This window comes from Mycobacterium conspicuum, assembly GCF_010730195.1.
Lineage (GTDB): Bacteria > Actinomycetota > Actinomycetes > Mycobacteriales > Mycobacteriaceae > Mycobacterium > Mycobacterium conspicuum.
The window spans coordinates 5,931,811-5,951,709 of the sequence record NZ_AP022613.1; the positions used below are offsets into that span (position 1 = coordinate 5,931,811).

Annotated in this window: 20 protein-coding genes; 14 read left to right on the forward strand and 6 right to left on the reverse strand. The window is 67.6% G+C overall.

Annotation, left to right across the window (positions count from 1 at the left end; genetic code table 11):
- Positions 1–106 precede the first annotated feature (106 nt).
- On the forward strand, positions 107–1,486 hold the full coding sequence (locus G6N66_RS27335) for an FAD-binding oxidoreductase (protein ID WP_085233972.1): 1,380 nt from the start codon (positions 107–109) through the stop codon (positions 1,484–1,486).
- Here the strand turns inward: G6N66_RS27335 and G6N66_RS27340 are convergent.
- Positions 1,455–2,774, reverse strand: a complete 1,320-nt coding sequence (locus tag G6N66_RS27340) for an acyltransferase family protein (RefSeq protein WP_085233973.1) — start codon at positions 2,772–2,774, stop codon at positions 1,455–1,457. The two genes, G6N66_RS27335 and G6N66_RS27340, sit on opposite strands and share 32 nt — an antisense overlap.
- A 183-nt stretch (positions 2,775–2,957) precedes the next feature.
- Between G6N66_RS27340 and G6N66_RS27345 the strand changes: the two genes are divergently transcribed.
- The 8 genes from G6N66_RS27345 (at position 2,958) to G6N66_RS27380 (ending at position 10,879) form a co-directional block, all read left to right on the forward strand.
- Complete coding sequence (locus G6N66_RS27345) at positions 2,958–4,310, forward strand: amidohydrolase family protein (RefSeq protein ID WP_085233974.1); 1,353 nt, start codon at positions 2,958–2,960, stop codon at positions 4,308–4,310.
- Positions 4,311–4,312: 2 nt separating this feature from the next.
- Positions 4,313–6,655, forward strand: a complete 2,343-nt coding sequence (locus G6N66_RS27350; protein WP_232079430.1) for a CaiB/BaiF CoA-transferase family protein — start codon at positions 4,313–4,315, stop codon at positions 6,653–6,655.
- 1 nt (position 6,656) lies between these two features.
- A complete protein-coding gene (locus G6N66_RS27355; protein ID WP_085233975.1) occupies positions 6,657–6,983 on the forward strand; it encodes a hypothetical protein in 327 nt (108 codons plus the stop codon).
- Entirely contained in the window at positions 6,973–8,163 is a 1,191-nt protein-coding gene (locus G6N66_RS27360) for a thiolase family protein (protein WP_085233976.1), read from the forward strand. Before G6N66_RS27355 ends, G6N66_RS27360 begins: the two co-directional genes overlap by 11 nt.
- Positions 8,164–8,168: 5 nt before the next feature.
- Positions 8,169–8,585: a Zn-ribbon domain-containing OB-fold protein gene (locus G6N66_RS27365; RefSeq protein ID WP_139825312.1), complete on the forward strand. Its 417-nt coding sequence runs from the start codon at positions 8,169–8,171 to the stop codon at positions 8,583–8,585.
- Positions 8,582–9,235 (forward strand): PadR family transcriptional regulator, encoded by a 654-nt coding sequence (locus tag G6N66_RS27370; protein WP_085233978.1) that lies wholly within the window; start codon positions 8,582–8,584, stop codon positions 9,233–9,235. Before G6N66_RS27365 ends, G6N66_RS27370 begins: the two co-directional genes overlap by 4 nt.
- Before the next feature lie 170 nt (positions 9,236–9,405).
- Complete coding sequence (locus tag G6N66_RS27375; RefSeq protein WP_139825299.1) at positions 9,406–9,639, forward strand: hypothetical protein; 234 nt, start codon at positions 9,406–9,408, stop codon at positions 9,637–9,639.
- Positions 9,640–9,703: 64 nt separating this feature from the next.
- Positions 9,704–10,879, forward strand: a complete 1,176-nt coding sequence (locus G6N66_RS27380) for an acyl-CoA dehydrogenase family protein (protein WP_085233980.1) — start codon at positions 9,704–9,706, stop codon at positions 10,877–10,879.
- A gap of 15 nt (positions 10,880–10,894) precedes the next feature.
- Here G6N66_RS27380 and G6N66_RS27385 read toward each other — a convergent pair whose 3' ends face one another.
- The 4 genes from G6N66_RS27385 to G6N66_RS27400 all read right to left on the reverse strand — a co-directional run bounded on the left by G6N66_RS27385 (position 10,895) and on the right by G6N66_RS27400 (position 14,201).
- The gene (locus tag G6N66_RS27385; RefSeq protein ID WP_085233981.1) at positions 10,895–11,464 is read right to left on the reverse strand and encodes a TetR/AcrR family transcriptional regulator; all 570 of its coding nucleotides are present in this window, start codon (positions 11,462–11,464) and stop codon (positions 10,895–10,897) included.
- Positions 11,465–11,533: 69 nt separating this feature from the next.
- Complete coding sequence (locus G6N66_RS27390; RefSeq protein ID WP_232079431.1) at positions 11,534–11,899, reverse strand: hypothetical protein; 366 nt, start codon at positions 11,897–11,899, stop codon at positions 11,534–11,536.
- A 65-nt stretch (positions 11,900–11,964) separates the two neighbouring features.
- Positions 11,965–13,137, reverse strand: a complete 1,173-nt coding sequence (locus G6N66_RS27395; RefSeq protein ID WP_085233982.1) for a sulfotransferase family protein — start codon at positions 13,135–13,137, stop codon at positions 11,965–11,967.
- Positions 13,134–14,201 carry a DUF1214 domain-containing protein gene (locus G6N66_RS27400; protein WP_085233983.1) on the reverse strand — a complete coding sequence of 356 codons (1,068 nt, stop codon included), beginning with the start codon at positions 14,199–14,201 and terminating at the stop codon, positions 13,134–13,136. Before G6N66_RS27400 ends, G6N66_RS27395 begins: the two co-directional genes overlap by 4 nt.
- A gap of 17 nt (positions 14,202–14,218) precedes the next feature.
- Between G6N66_RS27400 and G6N66_RS27405 the strand changes: the two genes are divergently transcribed.
- Positions 14,219–14,821, forward strand: coding sequence for a TetR family transcriptional regulator (locus G6N66_RS27405; protein WP_085233984.1), 603 nt, complete (start codon positions 14,219–14,221; stop codon positions 14,819–14,821).
- Here the strand turns inward: G6N66_RS27405 and G6N66_RS27410 are convergent.
- On the reverse strand, positions 14,808–15,392 hold the full coding sequence (locus tag G6N66_RS27410; protein WP_085233985.1) for a TetR/AcrR family transcriptional regulator: 585 nt from the start codon (positions 15,390–15,392) through the stop codon (positions 14,808–14,810). The genes G6N66_RS27405 and G6N66_RS27410 overlap by 14 nt on opposite strands.
- Before the next feature lie 98 nt (positions 15,393–15,490).
- Here G6N66_RS27410 and G6N66_RS27415 point away from each other — a divergent pair, with 98 nt between their 5' ends.
- From G6N66_RS27415 to G6N66_RS27430, 4 genes are read left to right on the forward strand one after another with little or no spacing between them, the layout of a single operon-like run.
- On the forward strand, positions 15,491–17,710 hold the full coding sequence (locus G6N66_RS27415) for an acyl-CoA dehydrogenase (protein WP_085233986.1): 2,220 nt from the start codon (positions 15,491–15,493) through the stop codon (positions 17,708–17,710).
- A 9-nt stretch (positions 17,711–17,719) separates the two neighbouring features.
- Entirely contained in the window at positions 17,720–18,928 is a 1,209-nt protein-coding gene (locus tag G6N66_RS27420) for a thiolase family protein (RefSeq protein WP_085233987.1), read from the forward strand.
- A gap of 2 nt (positions 18,929–18,930) precedes the next feature.
- Positions 18,931–19,347, forward strand: coding sequence for a Zn-ribbon domain-containing OB-fold protein (locus G6N66_RS27425; RefSeq protein ID WP_085233988.1), 417 nt, complete (start codon positions 18,931–18,933; stop codon positions 19,345–19,347).
- Between the two features lie 15 nt (positions 19,348–19,362).
- The gene (locus tag G6N66_RS27430; protein ID WP_085233989.1) at positions 19,363–19,887 is read left to right on the forward strand and encodes a VOC family protein; all 525 of its coding nucleotides are present in this window, start codon (positions 19,363–19,365) and stop codon (positions 19,885–19,887) included.
- The last annotated feature ends 12 nt before the right edge of the window (positions 19,888–19,899 follow it).

The following is a 19,899-nucleotide window of genomic DNA, read 5'->3' on the forward strand; positions in this document are numbered from 1 at the left end:
AACAGGGAGCGGCCCGCAAATGCCCCGTTGTGGTCATGACGCATCACCTGCTGGCCTCGTAGCGTCGCGGTATCAGCCCCTGCAAAGCAAGGAGAAGGTTCTGCCGATGAGCCTCACAACCGCGACCGACGACATCCGCGCCCGGCTGGGCGGCGAGGTGATCCTGCCCGCCGACCCGGGCTACGACGACGCGCGGGCGCTGCACAACGCCATGATCGACAAGCGGCCCGCGGTGATTGTGCGTTGCCGTTCGGCGTCCGATGTCGCGGGCGCGCTGGAGTTTGCCCGGGGGGCGAAGCTTTTGGTCGCGATCCGCGGCGGCGGTCACAACGGTCCGGGCTTCGGTTCCGTCGAGGGCGGCCTCGTCATCGACCTGTCGCCGATGAATCGCATCGACGTGGACCGCGACCGACGCACCGCCCGCGTCCAGGGCGGCGCAACCTGGGGCCAGGTCGACAGCGCAACCCACGCTTACGGTTTGGCGACACCGGCCGGCATCATCGCATCCACCGGGGTCGGCGGCCTCACCCTCGGCGGCGGCCACGGCTACCTGTCCCGCAAGCACGGCCTGACCATCGACAACCTGCTCGAGGCCGAGGTCGTGCTGGCCGACGGGCGGGTGGTGACCGCGTCCGAATCCCAACACCCCGACCTGTTCTGGGCGCTGCGGGGCGGAGGCGGAAACTTCGGGGTGGTGACGGCGTTCACCTTCCGTCTGCACCCGGTGCACACCGTGATCTGCGGCCCCACCGCATGGCCGGCGTCGGCCACCGCCGACATCCTGAGCTGGTACCGGGACTTCCTGCCCGCGCAGGACGAGGATCTCTACGGGTTCTTCGCGACCATGACCGTCCCGCCGGTGGCGCCGTTCCCCGAGGCCTTCCATCTGCAGAAGGCGTGCGCGGTGGTGTGGTGCTATTCGGGTGATCCCGCGCGGGCCGATGAGGCCTTCGCGCCGGTGCGGCAGATGGAGCCGGCCTTCGACGGCCTCGGGCCGGCTCCGTATCCCGCGCTGCAGTCCACCTTCGATGACCTGTATCCCAAAGGGTTGCAATGGTATTGGCGCGGCGACTTTTTCCGGACGGTGTCCGACGCCGCGGTGGACGCGCACGCGCGCTTCGCCGAGGAGCTGCCGACGATGCACTCCACGATGCACCTGTATCCGATCGACGGGGCGGTGCACCGCGTCGGGCAAACCGACACCGCGTTCGCCTACCGGGACGTGAACTTCTCCCAGGTGATCGCCGGCGTCGACCCGGACCCGGCCAACGCCGAGGTGTTGAAGCGGTGGGCGGTGGATTATTGGGACGCGACCCATCGGCATTCGGCCGGCGGGGCCTACGTGAACTTCATGATGGACGAGGGCCAGGACCGCATCCGCGCCACCTACGGCCCGAATTGCCAACGGCTCAGCGAAATCAAGGCGCAGTACGATCCGGGCAACGTGTTCCGGATCAATCAGAACATCCCGCCGGCGGGCGGCTGATCCGAACTTCGGCCACCGCCCGTGCCGCCACGAGTGCGGTCACCATGGTCGCCACGCAGATCAGCCCGTCGTCTTTGAGCCCCCACCTGATCGCGGCCAGGGTCGCGACCCCCGCCACACACAGCAGCGCCCCGACCGCCGCGCCGCGCTGGGCCGAGGTGACCGGGGGTGCCCCGTCCCAACCGGACAACGGGTTGTTCTCCAGGGGTCGCAACGTGAGGAAAAGCACGGCCACCCCGGCGATTACGAGCAGCAGTTGCGCGACGCTGATCAGGACGAAGTGCGGCTGCCCGGGGTAGCGGGGGTGACCCAGACCGTCGAAGAGCAAATGCGCGCCCAGCAGCACGGGCATGTGCCAGAGGTAGAGGGTCATTGCGCCGGAGTTGCCGATCGCGGCCAGCCACCACACCCGTGGCCGCTGCGCCCACCGGGCGATCGCCGGCGCGGCCAGGATTGCCAAGGCGCTCAGGACGATCGCGTGCCCGGCCAGCAGCAGCGACGGCGGGCTGGTGTTGGACAGGCGGTGGTCGCCGGTCCCGACCATGCTCAATTCGTAAGGGCCCCAATGGATCAGCGCGATGTCGACGGCCAGCAGCGTCAGCGCCGTGCCCAGCGCGGCGCGGCCGGTGAGCAGCCCGCGCCGGTAGGCGATGCCGAACATGCCCGGGATCAGCCAGACCGCGAGGTTGAGATAACCAAGCGAGGACGCGGCGGACCAGTGCAGCCTGACCACATCGATGATGGCGATGGCCCCGTACACCGCGGCCACGCCCGCGGCCAGCCGGGCGGTGGTGGTGATCCGGTACAGCAGCGGCATCGCGGCCAGCACCAGCACATAGGCACCCAAAAACCACAGCAACTGAATGCTGACACCGGCTATCGGCTCGTAGACGTGCCGGGGCAGCACCGCGGACAGCAGGGTCAGCGCGACCGCCCAGAACGCGAAGTAGTAGAACACCGGACGAAACAGCCGGCTGCAGCGCTTCAGCAGCCAGCCGCCCCAGTTGGTGCCCGGTCGCCACGACGCCTCGCACGCCGCCACACCGGCGAAGAAGAACAGCGGCATGATCTGGAAAATCCACGTCAGGGCCTGAAACACCGGTGAGGTGGTGAGCAGGTTGTCCCAAATCAGCACGCCGCCACGGATGATGCTGATGGCCATCACCGTGTGCCCGACCACCACCCCGATCAAGGAGACGATCCGGATGACGTCGATGGCCCGGTCACGCTCGGGCGGGGTGCGGTCGGCCAGTTCGGCGGCGCTGGGAAAGGCGGTCTGCAATTTCATTCCCTGAGCGTCGCCGACCGGCGGGCGCCGCCGCGTGCGTAGTTCTACCTGTCTTGGGGGTAGGCCTACGCAATATAGGGACTAATAGTCCATGAAAAATTACCGCACGTGGCCCGCCTGCGCTGGGCAGTACGCGCCAGAATCCGTTGACTCTGTGATTGACACCATTATCTAATAGTCAGTATGCAAAAGGACGATCTGATCCTGATCAGCGTGGACGACCACATCGCCGAGCCCGCGGACATGTTCGACGCGCACGTCCCCCCGAAGTACAAGGACCTGGCCCCTCGGGTGGTGATGGAACCGGACGGCGTCCAGCAGTGGTACTACGGCGAGATCCGCGGCCGGAACATGGGTCTGAACGCCGTCGCGGGCAAGCCGCGCGAGATGTACAACATCGACGCCTCCCGCTACGACGAGATGCGCCCGGGTTGCTTCAACGTCGACGAGCGGATCCGCGACATGAACGCCGGCGGCCAGCTGGCGGGTTTGAACTTCCCCAACTTCACCGGCTTCTCGGGCCAGGTCCTCAATCAAGGCCCCGACCGCGACGTCAACCTGGTGATGATCAAGGCCTACAACGACTGGCACATCGATGAATGGTGCGCCGCATACCCGGGCCGCTTCATTCCGTGCGGGATCCTGCCGCTGTATGACGTGAACGAAGCCGCCAAGGAAGTAAAACGCCTGGCGGACAAGGGATGTCACGCGGTGACTTTCTCCGAAAATCCAGAAGCATTGCAAATGCCCAGCATTCATACCAAGTACTGGTATCCGTTGTTCGAGGCCGTGTGCGAGAACACGACGGTGCTGTGCACACATGTCGGCTCGGCGTCGCGGTCTCCGCAGGTGTCGACCGACGCCCCACCCAGTGTGCAGATGACGGCGTCGTCGATGATGAGCATGTTCACCTTCACCGAGCTGATCTGGGCCGAATTCTGGGCCGATTTCCCGCAACTGAAGTTCTCGCTCACCGAGGGCGATGTCGGCTGGATCCCGTATTTCCTGTGGCGCGCCGAGCACGTCTACAACCGGCACTCGGGCTGGACGCTGGCAAAATTCCCGCCGGGCTACAGCGGGCCCGCCGACGTGTTCAAGCGACACTTTTACACCTGCTTCATCAGCGACAAAGTGGGCGTGCGCAACATGGACTGGTTCAACGAGGACATGCTGTGCTGGGAGTCCGACTTCCCGCACTCGGACAGCAATTGGCCGTTCGCGCCGGAGGACGTCATCGAAACCATGGGCCATCTCGACGACGCGGTCATCAACAAGATCACGCACGAAAACGCAATGGCCGCATACTCTTTCGATCCGTTCAGATACATCCCGAAAGAGCACGCCCGCGCCGGGCAGCTACGTGCCCAGGCCACCGACGTCGACGTGGTCACCCACGTGGGCCGCCGGGCCAGCCAGCGTGACCGCGATGCGTGGACCCGGATGACGCAATTCGCCCTGCAGGCGCAGGCCGCGGCGACACCGGCGACGGTGGAGGCCACCGGAATCGCGCAACGCGCGACCACTTTGGGCAACTGAGCGTGGCGGACCACGCCCAGGCACCGTTCGCCGACTGGCGGGTGCTCGAATTGTCGAACGGCATCGCGGTGTCGTACTGCGCCAAGATGTTCGCAGACGCGGGCGCCGAGGTGGTGAAACTCGAGTCACCCCAAGGCGACTCGATGCGGAATTGGAACGCGGGTGGGCCGGCCGGCGCCCTGTTCGGCTATCTGGCGGCGGGCAAGAAGTCGGTGACCTATCGGGAAAAGGCGGCGGTGACGCCGCTCCTGGCCGGCGCCGATGTCGTGCTCACCGACCTGACCGACGGTTGGACGCTGGCGGATATCACGGCGCACACGGGCCGGTCGGCGGTGGTCGTGACGGTGACGCCATTCGGGCTGACGGGTCCCTACGTCGACGACCGCGTCGCCGCCAACGAATTCATCCTGCAGGCCCTGTGCGGTTCGACCGCCGGTCGCGGTTGGCCGGACGACGAACCGGTCCAGGCGGGTGGACGTCTCGGCGAGTGGCTGGCGGGCACGTATGCCGCCGCGGTCGCCGCAGCGACCGCCAGGCACGCCGCGCTGGGTGGCGGCGGCGAGATCGTCGACGTCTCAATCCATGAGTCAATGGTGATCGCGATGGGCGGCCTGCCGGCCATGTCCGCCAGCGTGCTGGGCCCGGATTCCCTTATCCAGCAACGCAGCCTGGAGCTGCCATCGATCGTCCCCACGGCCGACGGGCTGGTCGGCTTCTGCACCATCACCGCCCAGCAGTTCCAGGATTTCCTGGTGATGATCGATCGGGCCGATTTGGTCGACGACGCCGAACTGGCGTCGTTCGCCGGCCGGATCGAGCGCCGCGACGAGTTCGTCGGCATGGTCACCGAATGGACCTTGGCCCGCACCACCGACGAGATCGTCGATCTCGCGGTGGCGTTCCGGATCCCGGTGGCCCCCATCGCCACCCCCGCCACGCTGCTGACCGTCGACCACTTCGTGCAGCGCGGGGTGTTCGTCGAATCGCAGCCGGGCGTCATTGCGCCGCGGGTGCCGTACCGCAGCGACGCGATCGCGACGAGGACGCCCGGAGCGGGGCCGCCGTCGCTGGGCGCGGACAACGGCCGCGTTCACTGGCCCCGACGGCACCGGCGGCCAACCCTTGCCGACGCGCTCCCGTTGGCCGACGTCCGGGTTACCGACCTCACCGCCTTTTGGGCCGGGCCCGTCGCCACCCAACTGCTCGGGACCCTCGGCGCCGACGTGATCAAACTCGAGGGCGTGCGCCGGCCCGACGGCATGAGGTTCTCCGCGGGCCGTCCCCCCGACTGGGATCAGTGGTGGGAAACCGGACCAGTTTTCCTGTGCAGCAACAACAACAAGCGCAGCGTCAGCCTCGAGCTCAGCACCGCCGCCGGGCGGGCCGTCGCGCTGGAGCTCATCGCGGCGACCGATCTCGTCATCGAGAACTTCTCGCCGCGCGTGATGGAAAACTTCGGCCTGGAGTGGGAGGCCGTGGCGGCGGCCAACCCGCGCGCCATCATGGTCCGGATGCCGGCCTTTGGCCTCGACGGCCCCTGGCGCGACCGCGTCGGCTTCGCCCAGACGATGGAGCAGGCCACCGGCATGGCATGGATGACCGGGCACGCCGACGGACCTCCGGTGATCCCGCGCGGGGTGTGCGACCCGATTGCGGGTCTGCACGCCGTCTTCGCCGCCATCGCGGCCCTGGCGATTCGCGACCGGACCGGGACCGGCCTGCACGTCGAATCGACGATGGTGGAGTCGGCGCTCAATGTCGCCGCCGAAATGCTGGTGGAGCACTCGCGCAACGGAATCGAGATGCGGCGGCAGGGAAACCGCGGACCGGGCGCGAGCCCCCAGGGGGTCTACCGCTGCCGCGGCGACGACGAGTGGATCGCACTCGCCGCGCTGGACGACGCCGGCCGCGCCGCCGTGGCGGGGCTCATCGGCCAACCCGACCTGGCACCCGACGAGGCCGGGTGGCGGGAACGCGCCGACGACGTCGACAAGCAACTGGCAGCCTGGGCCAGCGGGCGCACGGTCTCGGAAGCCGTTGCGGCGCTTCGTTCCTGCGGTGTGGCCGCCGCGCCCGTGACGGGGCCCGCAGCACTGCTGAGCGACCCGCATCTGCTCGCGCGGGGCTTCTGGGAGACGGTCGACCATCCGGTCGTGGGGGCATTTCTGTGTACCGGGATGCCGTTTGAGTTCGTCGGGAAGCGCAGGCGCTGGCTGCGCCGAGTGCCGCCGCTGTACGGACAGCACACCGACGAGGTGCTGATGGGCGTGCTGGGGCACGGCGAGCAGGACCTGGCGCGGTTGCGCGAAGCGGGGGTCACCAGTGTGCGTCCGGCGGGGCTGTGACGTGGCCGTCACGCTGTGCGTGCCGCCCCGGCCGGGCGAGCTCTGCGCGCCGGTCCGCTTCCTGGTCCGGGAGGACTCGCTGGTGATGGAACTGACTGCGCGACACCGGATCACCGGCGTCGAGTGGGATGAGCGCGAACGGGCGGTCGCGATGGTCGTCGAGATCACCGACCCGCAAACGGCGCGGCCCGTGGACGTGCGAATCGACATCGTGGATCCCGGGGCCCGCACGGAGCCGCGGACCAAAACGATCGGCCGCATTGTCCGCGACGGACGGCCATACGACGTCATGGGCACCTATCTCGGGGTGGTCGCGGATGAAAACTAGAACGGAGTCGCCGGTGACGAATCGCAGGGCCGCTATCGTCGGGGTCCACAACACCCGGCAGGGCCGCCGCCTTGACGGCGAAACGTCGCGCAGCCTGGCGCTCAAGGCAATTCACGGCGCGCTTGCCGATGCCGGTCTGACCCTCGACGACGTGGACGGCATCAGCGCGGGCCCACTGTCCACAACCCTGATCTACGACCTGCGCATCGGCCCGGCGTGGCAGGGGCTGGGCTTCGGGGTCGGCATGATCACCGAGGCGGCCACCGCCATCGAGCACGGCATGGCAGACGTGGTGGTGCTCGTCGCGGCGCAGGCCGGCGAATACCGTGATCACGAGGCTACCGCCCCGTGGACCCGGCCCGAGAACGAATTCGTCGCGCCCTGGGGCATGTTCACCACCGCCGAGTTCGCGCTGATCGCCCGGCGTCACATGCACGTCTACGGCACGACGCGCGAACAACTTTCGGTGGTCGCCGCCACCATTCGGAACAACGGCTCACAGAACCCCGAAGCCGTTTACTATCAACGCGGACCGTTCACCCCCGACGACATCACCGCGTCACGACCGATCGCCGAGCCCTTTCACCTCCTTGACTGCGCGACCACCTCAGAAGGGGGCTGCGCGCTGGTGGTGGCCAACCTGAACAAGATCGACGCCGAAGTCGGGCGAGCTAGCCAGCCGATCTACGTATTGGGCAGCGGCGCGGACTTTCACGGCCCGTCGTATCAGCACCCGCCCGCGTGGGACCTGGCCGGCCGGCGCGGCGATCACGTCAACGGGGTGGTCGGTGCCCGCGCCGCCGATCTGGCGTTCGCTCACGCGGGACTGCGCCGTGACGAGGTGGACGTGCTGGAGCTCTACGATCCGTTCTCGTTCGAGATCATTCGGCAGCTGGAGGCATTCGGTTTCTGCGGCGAGGGCGAAGGCGGACCCTTTGTTGCCGACGGCCATATCGCCATCGACGGTAGTCACCCGGTCACCACGGACGGCGGAACGATGTCCTTCAGCCACGCGGGTTCGAATCCGCAAATGATGCAGCGCGCCATTCGCGCCGTCCAGCAATTGCGCGGCGACGCCGGCACGCTGCAGGTGCCCGACGCCCATATTGCGTTGTGCAGCAACGGGGGAGCGGGAGCCTTGTTCACCACCTTGATGATCCTGGGAGACGAACCGCGATGACGGAGATGATCAGGTTGCGCCCGCAGACCGGCCCCGTGCCCCATGCCAGTAGTCACCTCAGCGCCCCGTTCTGGCAGGCTTGCCAAGCCGGGGAGCTGCGCTATCAACGTTGCGTGGCGTGCGGCCTGTCGAACTTTCCGCCGACAGAGCACTGCCGGCAGTGCCTATCGGCCGAATTGGATTGGCGCACCAGCGATGGCTTCGGCGAGATCTACAGCTGGACGGTGGTCCACCGGCCGGTAACGGCCGAATTCGAACCCCCTTATGCCCCAGCGATTGTCACGTTGGGCGAGGGTTATCAGATGCTGACCAACATCGTGGGCGTGGCGCCCGAGACCCTGGCGGTAGGCCTGCCCGTGCAGGTCCAATTCCATGCTGTGGGTGACGATCTCACCCTGCCGTACTTCACCGCACGGTCGTGAGCCCGATCCGCGCCAGCGGCGACCTGCCGGTAACCGCCTACCTCGTGATGGGCGTGCTGGCGGCGAATGACGAGCAACTCACCGCCGGTGAGATCAAGACGCGCGCCGAACTGTCGGTGGGGCACTTCTACTGGTCGCCATCGGTCAGTCATGTGCGGCGCGAACTGAACAGGCTGTTGGCGCGGGGCATGGTTCGCGAGATGGGTGCGCAATCCGGAAAGCGCGCCATCACCCTCTACGAGACGACGGATGCCGGGCGCGACGCCCTGCGCCGGTGGGTGCAACACTTCCCGGGTCATGACCAGGTCGTCATCAAGCACCCGGTCATCCTGCGGACGTGGCTGGCCCGGGGCGAGGATCCGGAACACATCGTCGACACCTTGGACCGGCATCTGGAAGCCACTCGGGCTCGGCTGGACGAAGCCCTGTGGTCACGGCAGCGGTCCCGCGAGCTCGGCATCGTCGACGATCCGGATCAGCGTTTCTCGTTCGCCGTCCTGGACTATTCGATCCGCGGCCTGTACGCGGAGCTGTCGAACATCGGCCAGCTGCGCGACGAGATCGCCCACGGCACCACCCGGGATCCGATCAAGCGAGTCCGACGCGCCAAGGGACAAATGCGTCGCCGCGTGCCCACAAATGGCTCCTAGCTGGAACAGTCCCGCGGCTCTCAGCAACATCTTGGGTGTTTTAAGCACATCGCTCAGCTTTGACCGGCAAGCTGTACTTCGAGGAAGTAGGTAGTTGCCCGGCAAGCGCAGCACACGACGAGGTGTAGCTGAGGGGGTTTGAGGCTTTTCTTTGAGAGGTATTCGCGAGCATGGCCAGTGCACCTGACGCAGCAGTGATTCGCCTCCAGTCACATCCGGCCTTTGCCGCGGCCGAGCGACGGGCGGAAGAACTCAGGGCCGCCATGCGCCGCCATCCGTCGTACCAATCCCGCCTGCACCGCGCTGTCCTGGGAGAAGACGGCAAGGGCGCCATGGTGCGCGAGCTGCGCGTGCTGCGTGGCACCACGGTGCTCGAATTCCCGGCGCGCGACCGCATTAGCTGACGGGTGCGCGCTCGCCCACGAAGGGCGCCACAGTCCGTACTAAAAAGTATGCTAGGGTGCGGAAATGTCTTCGCCCGAGGAGGTCTCGGCACAAGGAGACGTCAGCACCGAGTTCGTCGCCGCGTTGGCCGCCCGCGCCGATGAAGCCGAGCGGTTGAGAAGACTCCCGCCGGAAACGATCAAAGACTTCAAGGCCTGCGGGCTGGCGACGTTGCTGCTCCCGGAGAGATTCGGCGGCCGGCAAGCCCCGTTCCCCCGGCTGCTCGACCCGGTCCGCCGGATGGCGCACGGATGCGCATCCAGCGCGTGGACGCTCGGCTTCTACACCCTGCACAACTGGATGCTCTCGCTGTTCGACATCGAGGCCCAAGCGGAGGTGTTCGCTTCGGGACCGGTGCTGGCTCCGGCGCCGCTGGCGCCCACCGGGCGCGCCGTCGCGGTCGACGGGGGTGTCCGGTTGACCGGCCGGTGGTCGTGGGCGACCGGCATCATGGACGCCGACTGGGTGATCGTCGGCGCCATCACCGAAGATGGTGCGGGCGGCGTCTATCCCGCGCTGGTGGCGTTGCCGGCGGACCAGGCCGAGGTCGTCGACGTCTGGCACACAGCGGGCATGCGCGGCACCGGCTCCCATGACGTGATCGTCACCGACGTTTTCGTCCCGTGGCGCCGTGTCGTCAGCGTGGTCGACATCTACGGCGGGACCGCCCCGGGCGCCATCGCCCACGGCGCCGCCACGTACCGCTGGCCGATGGTTCCGGCGCTGGCACTGACGGCCGCGATGCCGGTGCTGGGTGCGGCGGAAAAGGTGGTCGAGCTGTACCGCGAACGCGTGCGAGACCGGGTGCTGGCCTACAGCGGCGTGGCGCAAAAAGACCAACCGGCTGCACAGATCCGGCTCGGCGACGCGCGGGTGCGGCTGCGCGCCCTGAGCGCCCTCGTCGACGACACCGCGGCCGGCATCGAGCGGATTGTCGCCGCCGGCGATCGGGTGCCCCGCGCGGTGCGCGCGGACGCGCGGGCCGCGGCCGCGCACATCGTGCACGAGTCGCGGGCCGTCATCGCCGATCTGCTGGAAGCGTCCGGGGCCAGCGCCCAGTTTCTGAGCAACCCGCTGCAGCGGGCCAAACGCGATGTCGATATCGCCGCGGGCCACGTCGTTTTTGATTACGACCTGAGCCGCGAGCTGTCTGGAGCGTTGTCGATCGGCGCCGGGATCTCCCCGCTTGCGATGATCTAAAAGCAGTGGCCGCCCTCAGCCCGGGTTGGCGAGCATCAGATCGACGAACCGTTCCCGTTGCGCCGTCGACCCGGTTTGCGCGGCGGACCCGGCCAGGTGCAGCAAGCCGATGCCGGCGGCGAACGTCGCCTCGGCGCGAAATCGTGCCTCGTCCTGACTGCACCCGTGGTCCTCGAATGCCTTTGCCACCGCGCGCAATACGCGACGGTCCGCGGCGCGGACGTTGGCGGCCGCCGTTGCGTCGGTTCGCGCCCATTCGCGCATCGCGCGCTCGAGCATCCAATGCTCGGGACTGACCAGCAGGTCCATCATCTTCGACAGCCGCTCGCGCGGAGGCAATCCGTCGAGCCCGGCCAGCGAATCACGGTCTTTTTCCAAAAACGAGTTCCACGATGCGACAAGGGCTTCGCGGTAGCTGGCGATGTCCTCGAAATGCCAGTAGAAGCTTCCGCGGGTCGCACCGACCTGTTGGCACAACCGCTCGATCTTCAGCGCCCGCGCACCCTCCTCGGCGATCAGTGCGTAGCCGGCCTCCAACCAATCACTGACCGACAGCGGGCCCGGTGATCTATGCGGCGGTCGCATACTGGGCAGACTACGGCCCGAAAGGGCTCGAAAGCGTCCCCAAAGGGCTCGAAAGAGCCGAGCCGCCGCTTATGCCTGCTGCGTCAGGCTAACGAGGAGATAGGCGATGCAGCACAGGAAGTTCAACATCACCAGGACCAGCCCCAGGAAGATGAGGAACCTGGTGCCGCGGCGTTGCAGGCGCTCGAACTTCGCGGTGCGCTCGTCGCGTTTGATCTGGCTCGCGATCAACGCGAAATGCACATCGGTCACTTCGTGATCCGGCACGGGCGCACCCGCAACCAGCTGTTGCAGGCGCTGCGGCTCGGTATCGACGCCGACTTGCGCGAAGCGCCGGCTCAGCCGTCGCGCCTGCCGACGGCCCAGACACTGGTCTCCGCGCTGACGCGAGAGCATTCCCCATTCGTCGGCCCAAGCGTTCGACGCGGTCGTCACAAGGCGGGAGTCTAATTGGCTTGTGCTGTGATTTGAAAGACAATCGATGCCTAATTGTGACCCAATTAACGCAGCTGTTCGGTCGGTACCGCATAGCGGTCCTGGTAGGCGCGCACCCGGTCGCGCACCTCGGCGGCGTCCAGCCCGGTGTCTGACCAGGTGTAGCGCGCGCCGCCGCCATCTGAAGGATGGGCGGCCAGGAAGTCGCGCATCTTCTGCTCGGTGTCGGGTCGCAGCTCGCGGCCCAGCTTCTGATAGATATCGCCGATCGTGGCGAACGGGTCCCTCATGAAATCGGTGAACTGCACGTCGACGATGCGGTCGGGGGGAATGGCGCCGCTGTCGCGCGACGCCATGCCGCGCTCGAGGCCGACGACGATCTCCTCGTAGGACTGCGCCGCGCACTCGGCAATGCTCGATTCATCGCTGGCCATGCGCCGCAGGTGGTGCGTGAGCGCGGCGATCGAGGAGATGACGTTGAGCGGGTCGCGGTGCGCCTGCACGATCAGGGCGTCGGGGTATTCGGCCAACAGCGCGTCCAACTGCCACAGGTGCGCGGGCGATTTCAGCAGCCACTGGCCGGGGACACCGGATTGCAAGTGCTGCAGGAACATTCGGTGGTAGCGGTAGGCGCCGGCATAGTCGGCGTCGTACAGCAGCCAGTGCGAGTAGCTCGGCAGGCGGTACTGCACCGGGAAGATCATGGACGTGAATTCGCTGGCTGTGATCCGGACGCACTCCTGTCCGACCAGAGCGCCCATTGGGTGGAACTTCAGAAACCCGGGAATGATCTGTTCGGACATTTCGATGGTGGCCTGCACCTGCGCGATGCGTGGGTCGTCGTGGTAGGTCTCGGGCTGCGGGACCGGCAGCGGTTCGTCGACTTCCCAGGTCAGCGGTGCACGCAGCTCGGGATCCTGGGCGAGCAGGTCGTAGAGGATGGTGGTTCCGGTGCGCGGTTGGCCGATGATGACGATCGGCTGGGTGATCGGCTCGGTGGCGATCTCGGGGTGCTGCTTGCGCCACGCGATCACGCCGAGCCGGTTTTTGAGCGCGCGCATGACGTCGAGGTAGGCGACTTCGACCCCGATGGCGTTCAGCCGCGCCTCGTTGACCAGCCCATCGGCGAGCCGGTTTAGCCCGTCCCGCCAGCCATCTGCGCCGAAGTCGTCGCTGCCCGCCTCCTCGCAGGCGGCGGCGATGAGCCGTTCCGGATTGAACCGATCCGGCGGCGTCATGCCGTTTCCTCCTGCCGGCGCACCGACACCTTCACGTCGGGCGGAGCCGGGTTGTCCAGCCAGCGCAGCACCACGAATCCGCGATGCCGGCCGCCGGTGTCGAGCCAATGGCCGAACCCGACGTCCTGATCGGAGATCGCGATGCGCACCCGCCCGTCGGCGTCCGGGCGCACCCCCCGGTTGGTGACCGAGCTGTGGCGCCGGCGCGGCTCCAGGCACTCATGCCAGATGTTCTCCAGCGTGACGTTCCAGTACCGGGTGTCGGGCGGCTCGATGTCGAGCACCAGCGCCTCGCCGGGTTCGAGGCGGAAGGTGCCCATCATGTACAGGTTGTCCGGGGTGGTGTCGGCCGCGCCCAGATCGGCGGCCTCGGCGGTCAGCAACACATTGGGACGGTCGAGCAGCTCGGGCTTGATGGTGCGGTGCAGCGTGACCAGCTTCATCAGTGACCACGCCATCGCGGTGAACTGTTCGGCGAGGTCGTCGTCGGTCAGCGGCGCCACCGGGTCCGGGTCGAGCGCCTCGATGTGCAACGTGGCCAGCTTTTCGGTGGCGCGGTCAGCGATGTATTCCCGGACGACGACGGCCGACGCGTCCTCGGGGATCTGCACCCACTGCGCGCCGCTCAGGTCGCCGGGGTCCTGCGCCGACAGCACCAGGGCGAAGTCGTCACCGCTGAGCCGTAGGTCGGCGTCGCTGACGTAATTGGACATCCGGCGCGGGGTGAGCCCGGTGCCGGCGAGGACCTGAAAGCCGAGGTAGGCGGTGCCGCCGCGGGTGCCGGCGATGCGGTAGCGGCGATCGCCGCGGATCATGGCCAGGAAGTAGTTGCCGTCCGGGTTGGGGCCGCCGATCATCCGGTTCTCGGAGCACATGTCGAAGAACACCGGCCGGGCGAGGTCGGATTCGACCGACATCTGCGAGCACAGCGACGACACCCGGGCGATGACGCGCAGCCCTTCGAGGAGTTCGCGCTCCGACTCGGCGTCTTCGGTCACGATCTTGGTGACGTCGGCGAGCATCTGCTGAAAGAACTGCCACGCGGCTGTAGATGCTTGAGTCATAGTCTCATAATTAGACGATGTCTCACGTCTTAGATAGTGATTCGCGAGATTCGCTCGCCGACCGGAAGCGGATGGGGATGCGACGGCGCATCGCGGCCGTCGCCGCCGAGGTGGTGGCCGCACGCGGTCTGGCGGCGACCAAGGTGGAGCACATCGCGGATGCGGCCGACATCAGCCGGGCGACCTTTTTCCGCTACTTCAACTCCAAGGAAGACGCCGTCGCCGAGGGCATGAACGTGCACTGGCTCAACCGGATCACTGCGGCGCTGGCGGCCCAAGCCGACGACCTGACCGCGGTCGAGGCCGTCATCGGAGCCTTTCACGACCTGGCGGACGGATTCGGCGAGATCGAGGAGCAAGTCCGCGAATTGGCCACGCTCACCCGGTCATCCGAGACGCTGGACGCGTGGACGCTGCACATCTACGTGCGCTACGAAGAGGCGATCGCCGGACTCATCGCGCCGCGCATACCCCGGCTGATTCCGCAAGATCCCCGACCCCGCCTGATCGGGGCGCTGGCGATGGCCACGGTGCGCATCGCGCTGGACGACTGGCTGGTCCACGGCGGGTCGCTGCCCGGCCGCATTCGCCACGGCCTGGCGGCGATCACGATCGCGTGAGCCCCGCGACGATCAGCCGCGTGGTCAGTTCCGCCCGTCGCCGCGAATACCGTTGGGCGTCCGACTGGATCGGATACACCACGCCGCCGACGATGGCATCCGCGGCCGACTCGGCGGTGGCGTCGTCGATTCCCTCGGCGAGCAGGCGCGTGCGGACGCTGTCGTGCAACGGCTTGCTGAACCCGGCCCGAAGCTTCGCCTTGGTGTCTTCGTGCTCCATGCCGGCGACGGTCAGGATTCGCAACATCGCCGAACCGCGCGCCGACGTCAGGGTCGCGGCCAGTTTGCGCACCCACCCCACCAGGTCGGCGGACAGGTCGTCGGTGTGGTCCACCGACGCCAGGATCCTGTCGGCGTCCTCGAGCATGACGTCGGCGACCAGCGCGGGACGACTGGGCCACCAGCGGTAGATGGTCTGCTTGCCTACCCCGGCCCGAGCGGCCACCGCCTCGATCGTCAGACCGTCGAACCCGCGCTCGAGCAGCAATTCGCGGGTGGCGGTGACGATCGCCATGCGCGACTTCTCACTGCGGCGCCGGGGCGGGCTGACCGGGGTGAGATCGGTTGGCATCTGGCTGGACCCTCGCTTTACATCTGGTGACCCGCTCCCGTAGTCTGCCACACGACGAGACGGTCCGTCTCGTGACGCGGAAAGGATATCGCGCTGCCGTGACGCTGGGACTGATGCCGGAGCAGCGAGAACTCAGCGACGCCGTCACACAGTTCGCCGCGCGGCACGCCCCCATCGCCGCCACCCGCGACAGCTTCGACATGCTGGCCGCCGGACGACTGCCGACCTGGTGGGACGCACTGGTGGACAACGGCTTTCACGCCGTGCACCTGCCCGAGCACCTCGGCGGCCAGGGCGGGCGACTGATCGACGCGGCATGCGTCCTGGAATCGGCGGCCAAGGCGCTGCTCCCCGGCCCGTTGCTGCCGACCGTGACGGCGGGAGCCGTCGCGCTGCTGGCCGACACCGCGCCGGCCGCCGAGGCTCTGGTGCGCGACCTGGCCTCGGGGGCTCCGGCAGCGGTCGTGCTGCCCGACGACGGCGACTTCAAGGCGCGCGCCGACGGACGACGATGGCTCGTCAGCGGGGCCTCGCGGGTCGTTCTTGGCGCGTGCTCCGCGCGGGTGATCCTGCTCGCCGCCCGCGCCGACGACGGCGAGCTGGTGTGGGTGCCCGTGGACACCGGCCGGCCCACCGCGGCGGTCGAATCGGCGAGCGGCACCGACCTCGTCGGCGATGTGGGGATCCTGCGGCTCGACGATTACCGCACCGACGCCGTGCTCACCGGTATCGACCCCGAACGCGCGAAATGCGTCGCGGTGGGACTCGTCGCGGCCACCACGGCCGGCATCGCGCAGTGGTGCGTCGAGGCGGTGACCGCCCACCTGCGCACCCGGGAGCAGTTCGGCAAAATCATCGGCACCTTCCAGGCGTTGCAGCACGGCGCGGCAATGCTTTTGGTCAACAGCGAGTTGGCCACCGCGGCGGCCTGGGACGCGGTGCGGGCCGCCGACGAATCGCTCGACCAGCACCGCCTCGCCGCGGCCGGCGCCGCGACGATCGCGGTCTCGCCGACCCCGGACCTGGTGCTCGACGCCTTGACGATGCTCGGCGCGATCGGGTTCACCTGGGAACACGATGTACACCTGTACTGGCGGCGGGCCATCAGCCTGGCGGGATCGATCGGCCCGGCCAATCGGTGGGCGCGCCTGCTGGGACAGTTGGCCTGCGGCATGCAGCGCGACATGTCCGTCAACCTGGGTGACGCCGAATCCGAATTCCGTTGCTGGGTCGCCGAAAAGCTAAACGCGGCGATGCGGCTGGACAACGACAAACCGCCACCGCACGGCGACTACGAGGACCAGGCCACCGGGCCGCGGCGCACGTTGCTCGCCGACGCCGGCCTCATCGTGCCGCACTGGCCGAAGCCGTGGGGCGTCGACGCCGGCCCGCTAAAACAGCTCATCATCGACGAGGAGTTCGCCAAGCGACCCGGGTTGGTCCGGCCGTCGCTGAACATCGCCGAGTGGATCCTGCCGTCGGTCCTGGCCGCCGCGCCAAAAGCCTTGCAGGAGAGGCTGATCCCGGCGACGCAACGCGGCGACATCTGGTGGTGCCAGCTGTTCAGTGAGCCCGGGGCCGGCTCCGACCTCGCGTCGCTGGCCACCCGGGCGACCAAGGTCGACGGCGGCTGGCGGATCAACGGCCACAAGATCTGGACGTCGCTGGCGCAGTACGCCGATCTGGGCGCGCTGCTGGCCCGCACCGACCCCGAGGCCAGCAAGCACCGCGGCATCGGCTACTTCATCCTCGACATGCGGTCCCCCGGGGTAGAGGTCCAGCCGATCAAAACCGCGACCGGCGAGGCGCACTTCAACGAAGTCTTCCTCAACGACGTCTTCATCCCCGACGACATGCTGCTCGGCGGCCCGACCGACGGATGGAGCCTGGCGATCTCGACCATGGCCGAAGAGCGTTCGGCCATCAGCGGATACGTCAAATTCGACCGCGCCGTGGCGCTGCGCAGGCTCGCGGCCGAACCGGGTCCCGACCGTGACGACGCCGAGCGGGCGCTGGGCGAGCTCGACGCCTACACCAACGCCATCCGAGCGCTCGGGGTCCGGGAAACCATCCGGCTGCTCGACGGGCAGCCATCCGGCCCGGCGTCGAGCATCGCCAAGGTGGCGATGAACGTCCTGCTGCGGCGGACGTTCGAAGCCACCCTGCGACTGTGTGGGCAGACGGCCATGGTCACCGACTCCGAACCCGCGGTCGTCGGCCCCTACCTGCATCTGCCGGCTGAGCTGATCGGCGGCGGAACCAGGGAAATCCAGCTGAACATCATCGCGCAGATGATTCTCGGCTTACCGCGAAAGTAAGGCAACCACATGGGATTACGCGGAGAGGCCGCGATCGTCGGCTACGTCGAGCTGCCACCCGAGCGGATGAACAAGGCGTCTCCCGCGCCCTTCGCACTGGAACAATGGGCCGAACTCGGTGCCGCCGCTCTCGATGACGCGGGACTGCCCTTCGAGGTCGTCAACGGCATCGTGGCGTCACACCTGTCGGAGTCGGAGATCTTTGTCCCGTCGACCATCGCCGAATATCTCGGTGTGGGTGCGAAATTCGCCGAGCACGTGGACCTCGGCGGGGCCAGCGCCGCGGCGATGGTGTGGCGGGCGGCCGCGGCCGTCGAACTCGGCATCTGCGACGCCGTCGTGTGCGCGCTGCCCGCCCGATACATCACGCCCATGTCCAGTAAGAAGCCCAAAACCTATGGCGACGCCCTGTACTTCGGATCGTCGAGCAACCAATACGGTTCTCCGCAGGCCGAATTCGAGATCCCGTACGGCAACCTCGGCCAAAACGGGCCCTACGGTCAGGTGGCGACGCGCTACGCCGCGGTCTACGGCTACGACGAACGTGCGATGGCCAAGATCGTCGTCGACACGCGGGTCAACGCCAACCACACCGAGGGCGCCGTCTGGAAGGACAAGCCGCTCACCGTGGATGACGTGCTGGCGAGCCCGGTCATCGCCGACCCGCTGCACATGCTGGAGATCGTCATGCCGTGCGTCGGGGGCGCGGCGGTGGTGGTGGCCAACGCCGACCTGGCGCGCCGGGGGCGCAACCGCCCGGTGTGGGTCAAAGGCTTCGGCGAACACGTTCCGTTCAAGACTCCGACCTACGCCGCCGATCTGCTTCGCACACCGATCGTGGAGGCCGCCGACACCGCGTTCGCCATGACGGATCTGACCCGCGACCAGATGGACATGGTGTCGATCTACGACTGCTACACCATCACCGTGCTGCTGTCGCTAGAGGACGCCGGATTCTGCGAAAAGGGCAAGGGCATGGAATTCGTGGCCGGCCACGACCTCACCTTCCGCGGTGATTTCCCGCTGAACACCGCCGGCGGCCAACTCGGCTTCGGCCAAGCGGGATTGGCGGGCGGCATGCACCACGTGTGCGACGCCACCCGCCAGATCATGGGCCGCGCCGGCGACGCCCAGGTCGCCGACTGCAACCGCGCGTTCGTCTCCGGGAACGGCGGGATCCTGTCCGAGCAGACGGCGCTCGTCCTGGAGGGAGACTGACCGTGGCCACCATGGAACGCCCGATGCCGGTCAAAACGCCTACCACCGCGCCGTTTTGGGATGCGTTGGCGCAGCATCGCATAGTCATCCAGTACTCACCGTCGTCGCAGTCCTACGTGTTCTATCCGCGGGTGCGCGCGCCGCGCACGCTGGCCAACGACCTGGAATGGCGCGAGATCTCGGGGATGGGCACGCTGTACTCCTACACCGTCGCGCGCCGACCGGTCAGCCCGCATTTCGCCGACGCGGTGCCCCAACTGCTGGCCATCGTCGAGTGGGACGAGGGCCCGCGGTTTTCCACCGAGATGGTCAACGTCGACCCGGATCAGCTGCGCGTCGGCATGCGGGTGCGGCCGGTGTTCTTCGACCATCCCGAACACGAGGTCACCCTGCTGCGCTACGAGCCCGCCGAGCAGTGACGTAACTTAACTCCCATGAGCCGGATCTTTGGTCGGGTGGCGCAGATCGGCTATGTCGTGGTTGACATCGAGGCGTCGATGCGGCAGTGGCTCCGGCACGGGGTGGGCCCGTGGTTTTACATCGAGCGGGTCCAGACGGATTACTTCCGGCACCGCGGCGTCGACTCCCCGGTGGAAATGAGCATCGCGTTGGCCAATTCCGGCGACGTCCAGCTCGAGCTCATCCAACAGCGCAACGACGCGCCCTCGATGTACCGGGAGTTCCTCGATTCCGGCCGCTCGGGCGCCCAACACATCGCCTACTGGACCACCGAGTTCGAAGCCCTCTACCAGCGCGCGCTGGCGGCCGGCTACACCGTGGGCCACGAGGGCCAAATCGGCGGCGAGCGAGGCAAATTCGCCTACCTCGACACCGAGCACGACCAAGGGACCGTCATCGAGATCTCCGACATCAGCGGTGCCAAGGGTCAGCTGTTCGCCTATATCCGCGAACAGGCGGACAGCTGGGACGGCACCGACCCGATCCGCCGCATCGGCTGAGCAAGAAAGGCC

What these genes read in the sequence shown, in the direction of transcription:
- G6N66_RS27335 (WP_085233972.1), top strand. Translation starts at nt 107, where the DNA reads ATGAGCCTCACAACCGCGACCGACGACATCCGCGCCCGGCTGGGCGGC.
- G6N66_RS27340 (WP_085233973.1), bottom strand. Translation starts at nt 2,774, where the DNA reads ATGAAATTGCAGACCGCCTTTCCCAGCGCCGCCGAACTGGCCGACCGC.
- G6N66_RS27345 (WP_085233974.1), top strand. Translation starts at nt 2,958, where the DNA reads ATGCAAAAGGACGATCTGATCCTGATCAGCGTGGACGACCACATCGCC.
- G6N66_RS27360 (WP_085233976.1), top strand. Translation starts at nt 6,973, where the DNA reads ATGAAAACTAGAACGGAGTCGCCGGTGACGAATCGCAGGGCCGCTATC.
- G6N66_RS27365 (WP_139825312.1), top strand. Translation starts at nt 8,169, where the DNA reads ATGATCAGGTTGCGCCCGCAGACCGGCCCCGTGCCCCATGCCAGTAGT.
- G6N66_RS27375 (WP_139825299.1), top strand. Translation starts at nt 9,406, where the DNA reads ATGGCCAGTGCACCTGACGCAGCAGTGATTCGCCTCCAGTCACATCCG.
- G6N66_RS27380 (WP_085233980.1), top strand. Translation starts at nt 9,704, where the DNA reads ATGTCTTCGCCCGAGGAGGTCTCGGCACAAGGAGACGTCAGCACCGAG.
- G6N66_RS27385 (WP_085233981.1), bottom strand. Translation starts at nt 11,464, where the DNA reads ATGCGACCGCCGCATAGATCACCGGGCCCGCTGTCGGTCAGTGATTGG.
- G6N66_RS27395 (WP_085233982.1), bottom strand. Translation starts at nt 13,137, where the DNA reads ATGACGCCGCCGGATCGGTTCAATCCGGAACGGCTCATCGCCGCCGCC.
- G6N66_RS27400 (WP_085233983.1), bottom strand. Translation starts at nt 14,201, where the DNA reads ATGACTCAAGCATCTACAGCCGCGTGGCAGTTCTTTCAGCAGATGCTC.
- G6N66_RS27405 (WP_085233984.1), top strand. Translation starts at nt 14,219, where the DNA reads ATGTCTCACGTCTTAGATAGTGATTCGCGAGATTCGCTCGCCGACCGG.
- G6N66_RS27410 (WP_085233985.1), bottom strand. Translation starts at nt 15,392, where the DNA reads ATGCCAACCGATCTCACCCCGGTCAGCCCGCCCCGGCGCCGCAGTGAG.
- G6N66_RS27420 (WP_085233987.1), top strand. Translation starts at nt 17,720, where the DNA reads ATGGGATTACGCGGAGAGGCCGCGATCGTCGGCTACGTCGAGCTGCCA.
- G6N66_RS27430 (WP_085233989.1), top strand. Translation starts at nt 19,363, where the DNA reads ATGAGCCGGATCTTTGGTCGGGTGGCGCAGATCGGCTATGTCGTGGTT.